Genomic DNA, 8,000 nt, shown 5'->3' with positions numbered 1-8,000 from the left:
ATCAAACTCTCAATAAAAAGTTTAATCTTAGCTTACTCAAATAAAAATTGCTGGTTTACTTAAATGTATTTATATCATTCTGTTCAATTTTCAAAGACCAATTTTTCTTTCTTACAACTACTGTTGTAATGTTTTGTTGTTATCTGTCGTTTCTGACAGCTTACTCAGTATATCACCGCTTTCGAAGCTTGTCAACAACTTTTTCAAAAAACTTTTTGAACTCATTTTTCAGTAGTTCTATTAGCTTTAAGTTATTAATCTTACATCTCTTAGCGAGGATTTTATCATATCATCACCATTCGACATTGTCAACAACTTTCGTAGAAAACTTTTAATTTCTTCTTTATTAAAATCTTTTCAGTCTTAAGTTGTTTTGTTCATGTCTCTTAGCGACGTGTTTTATCTTAACACATAGTCCATTAGCCATTCTGGCAAAAACCATCATTTATACCATTTAAATCTTAAAACCTATACTAAACTCCATTTTTCTTCTCATTTCTACTATTGATACGCTAGGTATAGTTAATAGTTATTTAAGTATTCTTCTAATATATAATAGGTCTCATGATCCTCCCACTTTCCATTAATTAATAGATATTTTTCATTTACTCCAATTAATCTGAATCCACATTTAGTTAATACATTTTTGGATTTTTTGTTATTTATCAAAGCTGATGCTTCTATTCTATGAAGACCACATTCTTTAAACGCATAATTTAGTAACAGTTTTACACTCTCTTGCATATAGCCATTCCCCTGCTCATTTTCATCTATTGAATAACCTAATATGCCATTCTTCAACGATCCATATATAATTCGTGAAAGTTTTATCTTCCCAATCAATTTTTCTCCTTTAAAAATCCCCAAATCTACACTTGTCCCATTCAAAAATTCCTTATAACTCTTATTTAACAATTTTCTTTGTGTCTCAACTGTGTAGAAATCACTATCTCTACTTGGTTCGAACGGAGCCAAGTAATTTTTATTTCTTTTATAATAATCTAACATTTCTTGAGCATTGCTAGGAGTCAGATTTCTAAGAATTATATTTTCCCCTTTTAATTCCACTAATGAATATCTGCACATTTGGTCATATTCAATTCTAGTTATACCAAATGACAGTTCATCAAGATATTCACCTTGAAAATATTCATTTTCATTAAATATTCCTTCTAGAGTAAAACCTAAATCTAAAAATGCAGTTAAGTCTATTTTTTCAAGAACTTTTATGTTAACCTTAAAAATATTCGAATCTTTAAATATTCCCTTTAATATAAGCGATAGTGTATCACTTAATAATTCATAATTATATTCTCTATAGAACTTAAGATTGACGTTGCATGTTTTGCTTCTACCAGTTAATTCATCAGTACTGAATCTACCAATGATAATATCATCTATATCTCTTATTAAATATTCTGTTTTATTCGATCTATTTCCTTGTATCTTTACTTTCATGTTTGATTCCATATAATTCCCCTCTACAATTGTGAAAATCTCTCTTCTCGATTCTTAATCCATTATTTATTATTTTCAATTTCACTATTCAACATTCCTATATAATCATTCAACACTTATTTTAATTTTCCTTTTTGCTGTAATCTTAGTTACTCTTATCAATTATATTTCTCTAAATTCTATATAGAAGATTATTACTGGTTACATATAGTGCCACCTCATAACCCTATACACCCTTCTTACACTAACTAAAAATTGATAATTAGAAAAGCAATATAATTATACTCTAGTTTCATAAATAACCCTCTCTTTTTAAAACATATAAGAGATTATATAATTCATATTTTTATAGCACCATATATACTAATATTGGTTTTCTAGATTTAATCTTGATTGTGAACTTACATTATTCAGATATCAAATGCAAATTTACTATTGTAGCTATATACTTAGACCTAATACATAAATTTTATCCACAAAAGTCGGATTTAGTACATACTTATACACAAAACCCACAATATATTGTTGATATTTCTACATACCATGCTAATATATTGCGGGTTCTATTTTTAAGGAAGTTTACTATATTATCTAATTTAACCGTTTATTTATTTGATATTTATATATCTACTGTAATATTCCACAAGCTACGCCCAAAATACCTACTGCAAATAATCCAAAGATTATTATTAATGGATTCACATTCTTCTTTAATAGATACATACATAAAAATGTTAGTAAAAGCGGAACTAATCCTGGCATTAAGCTGTCTAGTACACTTTGAATAGTTGTAACTACTTCTTTTCCATCAGCTTGTGTATATTTAGAGAGCACAAAAGGTATATTAACAGTTGTCCATTTTGAAACAAGACCACCTATAACAAGTAATCCAAGTACTGAAGCACCTTCTGTAAGATATCTAAGTTTATTTCCTCCCATATCAGCAACTAATTGAGTTCCTTTTTCATATCCATAGAACATTCCATACCAGTTTGTTGCAAGTCTTATTGCATTGAATCCTATGAAGAAAATTAATGGTCCAATTATACTTCCTGTAAGTGCAAGTCCTGCCCCTAATGCTGCAAGTACAGGTCTTAGTGTTCCCCAGAATATTGGGTCTCCAACTCCGGCAAGTGGTCCCATAAGACCAATCTTAACACCACTTATTGATGCCTCATCTATATCTGCCCCATTTGCCTTTTGTTCTTCCATGGCAGCTGTTATCCCCATAATTGGCGTTGCCATAAATGGTTGTGTATTAAAGAATTCTAAATGTCTTTTAAGTGCTGCACTTAATTCGTCACCTTTATATAATTTCTTCAAAGCTGGAATTAATGTAACACAAAAACCTATTGCTTGCATTCTTTCAAAATTAAATGATCCCAATAAGAAATTTGAACGGATAAACATTTTTACTATATCACTTTTATTTAATTTCTTTTCACTCATTATTTTATCTCCTTTCTGTACTTACATTAACTCTGAATCATCAATATCATCAATACTTCCTGTTCCAGCTACTGCTACTTTACCTTCATTAGCTATTGATTTTATATGGAATATTGCTGCAATAACACCTACAGCACCAAAACCAATTAAATTGAAGTTTGTAAATGCTGCTAATAGGAATCCAATGAAGAAGAATGGTAGTAATGATTTACTATTCATCATATTCATTACCATTGCATAACCAACAACTACTATAAATCCACCTGACACTTGAAGTCCTCTTGTAATAACTTGTGGTATAGCTGCAAGTGCTGCATTTACTGCATCTGTTCCTGCAAGTACTCCTACTATGGCTGCTGGTATCGCTACACGTATTGCTTGAAGTGATAACCCTAGTATATGACACATTTCTATTCCTCTTGTGTTACCCTTTTCAGCATATTTATCAGCTAAGTGTTGGAAAAATACAGTTATTGTTCTCACAAATATAGTAAGAACTTGTCCTGCGGCTGCAATTGGTACTGCTACTGCTATACCTGCTCCAATTGATTGTTTACCGATTATAACAAGTATTGCTGAAATTACACTTGCAAGTGCCGCATCTGGTGCCATAGCTGCACCAACATTCATCCATCCTAATGCTAACATTTCAAGTGTTCCACCTAGTATAATTCCTGTTTTAATATCCCCTAGTACAAGTCCAACCAATGTACATGCAATTATTGGTCTATGAAATTGTGCCTCATCAAGTACACTTGCCATACCAGTAATTGCTGCAACTATTACTAATAAAATTAATTGTAAAGTGCTCATTTGTAAATTCCCCTCTTTCTTTTAATTTATATATAAAAACTTTTTTAAATTTTATATATCTAATCTTTTAACAGGATTTATTATTCCTTCTATCAAAATCTAAGAGTTTTTAAAGGATCTTATCTTTGGTTTTAGGTAAAATTTATGTCTATATAAGTTGTAATTCTTTAAATTTGTCCATCAAATTTACTTTAGGATCTTTTGCTAGTTTCCTCACCTCTAATTCGATGCCTTTTTCATTAAGCTTTTTAAATGCCTCAATATCAACATCATTCATGCATAATGCATTTGTAACCTGTTTATCTCCAGCCTTATAGCACATTCCTCCAACGTTTACAGATTTAATAGGTACTCCACCTTCAACCATTCTTAATACATCTGTAGGGTTTGTAAATAAGAATAAAGTTTTAAAACTGTCAAATTTAGGATTATTATATGCTTCAATTGCCTTTGCTATTGGAAGCACATATGCTTTTATCCCTGGAGGCGCTACTTGAATTACTAATTGTTTTCTTAAGTCATCTGCTGCAACTTCATCACTGCAGGCAAATATTCTATTGCATCCACTATACTTTGTCCAAACTGTTGCAACTTGTCCATGTATTAATCTGTCATCTATTCTTACAAAACTAATTTCCATCTTTATATCTCACCTTTCAAATTTCATATTATAATTAAATTCATGTAATTCTTATACTAACTAATCATAGGTTGCTATATTATCTCATCATCTAAATCCTCTGCAATATTTTTAGATAAAGTTCTTATAGCCTCCTTTCCCGAATTTTCTGCAATTGATAAAAGTTCTGACACACTTGAAAAATCTCTACTTCCTAGAACCTCTAATATCATTGGGAGATTAACACCTGTCACAATTTCCATATTCTCATGCTTCATTGCAATTATGCTCGCTGCATTAAATGGACTTCCTCCAAAAAGGTCTACCATGAACAATACGCCATCTGTTGAATTCATTTTTTCTATAAGTGAATTGTATTTTTCAACTAGAGCATCTATACCCTCGCCTGGCTGAAAAGTAACACTTCCCACATTTTCTTGGACTCCAAAAATCATTTCAGCTGATTTAAGGATTTCTTCCGAGAATATACCATGAGTACCTATGATTACTGCTATCATTATTTCATCATCCTTTCCTGCTACATATATTATTTCTATACCAATATACCTAGCAATTCCCATGCCAAAAAAGTGTGTCAACAAACACCTTTCTCCAAACATGAATTCTAAACGCATACAATGCGGATAAGTTTTCACCTTGACACTCTAAAGTATTATTTGACACACTTTTAATTGTATTTTGACACATTATTTTTCTTATATAAACTAAATTTAACACACATCTATAACATCAATCATATAGTATAGCTCATCATCCGTCAGCTCTATTGATAAAGCTTCTTTAAATATTAAATTTGCTCTTCTTAACACTTCCAGATATCTTGGATTTAATTCTGAATCAGATGAATCATATACCAGTCCATTATTTAAAAGCATCCTTTCTAATGCACATGCAACATGAAACATAATTCTTAGTTTAGTTGGATTCTCATAATGTACATTCAAAGATTTTTCGATAGATTTTATAAAATCATCTAATAACGAATATATCTTTTCAGGATTAAGAAAGGTTAAAATCTCTGTTAAAGTTTGCTTACAAAGATTTTTTAAAACAATCTGATTTTCTCCTTTTATAACCGGATTAATATCCTTTCCTTCAATTATATTTCTTAAAATATTTTCTCCAGATCCATCAATTAGTTCTTCAATCGATATAAAGGGAATTCCCATATTAGGATTTGCTATTCCCACAAGTGCTAAAATTTTATTTTTCCGCGAAATCTGTTTTATTGACTCATTTAGATTATTTAATCCTACTGGGATTATTCTAACATTATCGTTAATTGAGATATTCTTTGCTACAGCTTCAACTAACTCTTTGAGTTTAATCGCAGCGCCCTTACCTGTGGAGCAAATTGTAATTATAGCATTCTCTTCTCCCATTTTACCTTCTGTCATCATATTATTAGTATATCCTCTAAAATCAGTAATTAAATATGAATATACTGAATTTAGATCAGCATCAAAAATTGAGCATTTTCTGACTGCTTCTAGTACTAGAGCCGTTGATACCATATCAATACTCTTAATATTTATCTTGGTCTTTTTCGTTATAGTTTCACCAAAACTATTTAAAGATCCCATATCTACTAAAAGTAATACACCTTTGCCTTCATCTACTTGCTTAACTTTTTCAATAACACTGTCTATAATATCAGAAGGTTTTCTTTCAAGCGGCATATCAACTGCTGCAATATTATCTGCATCAAAAAGTTTTTTAGCCACTGCCACCATGCTTGTAGCAGTGCTTGTACCATGAGATGCAACTACTATTCCAACTCTTTCTTGATGTGATAATTCTTGTATTGAGCTTAGAAGTAAAGCTAAATATTCTATTTCAACTTCTGGAATTATTAAGTTATATCTATCCTCTATTAACTTATGAATCTCTTTAGCTACTCCATATTCTTTACTATTAGATGATAATGTTAACTCAATATTTGTTGAAAATGATACTGTGTTTTTCTTTATACGATTAAATAACGCGCTGAAATGTAGGCTTATAGCATATATAAATCTATCACTTAACTTTCTGCTCAATCTATTTTCAGCTAACATTTTTATTTCTTCAGCAAAATCAACAATATCTTTATCAACAATTTTCAGTAAACCTTCTCTACGATACGCATCATTCTTGAATCTAGCATAAAATTGCTTTAAATGAACATTTATATCTGTTGTTATATAATTTTTAATATCCTGGTCACTCATACCTTCTTCTTGTAAAACAAATGCCTTGTCCTCTATAATATTGTAAATATTAAATGGTGGCTCATAAGCGTCAGTCTCTAAAAAAGTTTTGTTACCATCAGGTTTAACCACTAATGTACTAGGAACCCTTCCCCAAAAATTGGAATCATCTTTTATTTTACCTTCAAAATTAAGTATCCCATTTCTCATGCTTTCTGGTAGTAAATCTAAATTTATCTCAATACATTTATCTGTATTCATGCAATTCAGAAATCCTGTGGCACAAACTAGCTGTATATTTGACTTTAATTGACCCACATTTCCATATGTTGTACTTCCAATTAATGCTTTTATCGATTCCGATGAAATTTTAATAGTCTTATTTACCCGTTGAGCTTCCTTAGAAAGTAAGTAGTGTATAAGTTCCAATTTATCTTGTAATGATCTCTCTTCAAAGTTAGGAATAACTATGGTTATAGGAATTCTTCTAATAAAAGTATTTAGTAATGTAGAATTAGGATCTTCTGTTGTAGCACCTATTAACAATACGTTAGCCTTGCGCTGCCTATCTGTTTCTCCAAGCTTATTATAGGTTCCTGTATCCATAAAATAGAAAATCATTTCTTGCCCTTCTGGTGGTAATCTATGTATCTCATCTAAGAATAGTATTCCTCCATCAGCCTTTTCAACAATTCCCTCTTTTTCCTTATCAGCCCCTGTAAAAGCCCCCTTAATATGTCCAAAAATATACGATAAAAGTAATTGTGGATTATTAGCGTAATCCGCACAATTGAAAACAACAAAAGGCGCATCTTCAGGTAACTTTTTTATATATTTTGAATACTGGTACATTATATTAACAAATAAGCTTTTCCCAACTCCTGTACTTCCAATTATCAATGTGTGAAGTCCATTAGGAGGATATAAGAGCGCAGCCTTTGCTTGTTCGATTTGATTTTTTAGGCTGGTATTAGCTCCAATTAAATAGTTAAAAGGAGATTGTTCTTCATCTCTTGCCACATCTTCACTTGAGGCAAATTCCATAATATCTAATATCTCTTCCAAATCGTCTGGTAACTTTATAGATAATATTTCCTCAAAGCTTTTTCTATCGAAATAAAGAACGGGTCTATTTTTAATCTTGATAATTTTGGAATCTCTACATAGTGTATTAAGTTCCCTTGATACGTTACTTCTTAATATTTCAAGATATTCTCCTATTTCTTGCGCGCTAAATCCTTTAACTTCTAAGAGCTTATTCTTTGTAAATTTTTTCGAGTTATTTTCGATATAATTGTAAATTCTATCAATACGCTTCATGATGCTCACCTTCTTTTAGATTTGTCTATAATTAATAAAAAACCAACTCTTTCAAGTAAATATATAGTATCCTTTTACTAAAAAAAATACAATATACTTAACCAAAAGAGTCAGTTAAAATCAATTACTAT

Annotated in this window: 6 protein-coding genes; all 6 read right to left on the bottom strand. The window is 30.5% G+C overall.

Features of this window, described 5'->3' with window-relative positions; genetic code table 11:
* Positions 1–522: 522 nt before the first annotated feature.
* Positions 523–1,470, bottom strand: a complete 948-nt coding sequence (locus L3B96_RS16425; protein ID WP_238948090.1) for a GNAT family protein — start codon at positions 1,468–1,470, stop codon at positions 523–525.
* Positions 1,471–2,085: 615 nt separating this feature from the next.
* Positions 2,086–2,907, bottom strand: a complete 822-nt coding sequence (gene manZ, locus L3B96_RS16420) for a PTS mannose transporter subunit IID (RefSeq protein WP_012061061.1) — start codon at positions 2,905–2,907, stop codon at positions 2,086–2,088.
* 21 nt (positions 2,908–2,928) lie between these two features.
* Entirely contained in the window at positions 2,929–3,720 is a 792-nt protein-coding gene (locus L3B96_RS16415; RefSeq protein WP_012061062.1) for a PTS mannose/fructose/sorbose transporter subunit IIC, read from the bottom strand.
* Between the two features lie 148 nt (positions 3,721–3,868).
* The gene (locus L3B96_RS16410) at positions 3,869–4,360 is read right to left on the bottom strand and encodes a mannose/fructose/sorbose PTS transporter subunit IIB (RefSeq protein ID WP_023976850.1); all 492 of its coding nucleotides are present in this window, start codon (positions 4,358–4,360) and stop codon (positions 3,869–3,871) included.
* Positions 4,361–4,434: 74 nt separating this feature from the next.
* Positions 4,435–4,857, bottom strand: coding sequence for a mannose/fructose/sorbose PTS transporter subunit IIA (locus L3B96_RS16405; RefSeq protein WP_031276367.1), 423 nt, complete (start codon positions 4,855–4,857; stop codon positions 4,435–4,437).
* Positions 4,858–5,070: 213 nt separating this feature from the next.
* A complete protein-coding gene (locus L3B96_RS16400) occupies positions 5,071–7,869 on the bottom strand; it encodes a sigma-54-dependent transcriptional regulator (RefSeq protein ID WP_238948089.1) in 2,799 nt (932 codons plus the stop codon).
* Positions 7,870–8,000 lie beyond the last annotated feature (131 nt).

Source organism: Clostridium sp. YIM B02569 (assembly GCF_022320765.1).
Classification (GTDB): Bacteria; Bacillota; Clostridia; order Clostridiales; family Clostridiaceae; genus Clostridium; species Clostridium beijerinckii.
Note: the sequence above shows the minus strand (reverse complement) of the source record. Positions and strands in the feature narration are given on the sequence as shown.

Bases quoted from the DNA above. Each gene is read 5' to 3' on its own strand.
- L3B96_RS16425 (WP_238948090.1), bottom strand. From the start codon at position 1,470: ATGGAATCAAACATGAAAGTAAAGATACAAGGAAATAGATCGAATAAA.
- L3B96_RS16405 (WP_031276367.1), bottom strand. From the start codon at position 4,857: ATGATAGCAGTAATCATAGGTACTCATGGTATATTCTCGGAAGAAATC.
- manZ (WP_012061061.1), bottom strand. From the start codon at position 2,907: ATGAGTGAAAAGAAATTAAATAAAAGTGATATAGTAAAAATGTTTATC.
- L3B96_RS16400 (WP_238948089.1), bottom strand. From the start codon at position 7,869: ATGAAGCGTATTGATAGAATTTACAATTATATCGAAAATAACTCGAAA.
- L3B96_RS16415 (WP_012061062.1), bottom strand. From the start codon at position 3,720: ATGAGCACTTTACAATTAATTTTATTAGTAATAGTTGCAGCAATTACT.
- L3B96_RS16410 (WP_023976850.1), bottom strand. From the start codon at position 4,360: ATGGAAATTAGTTTTGTAAGAATAGATGACAGATTAATACATGGACAA.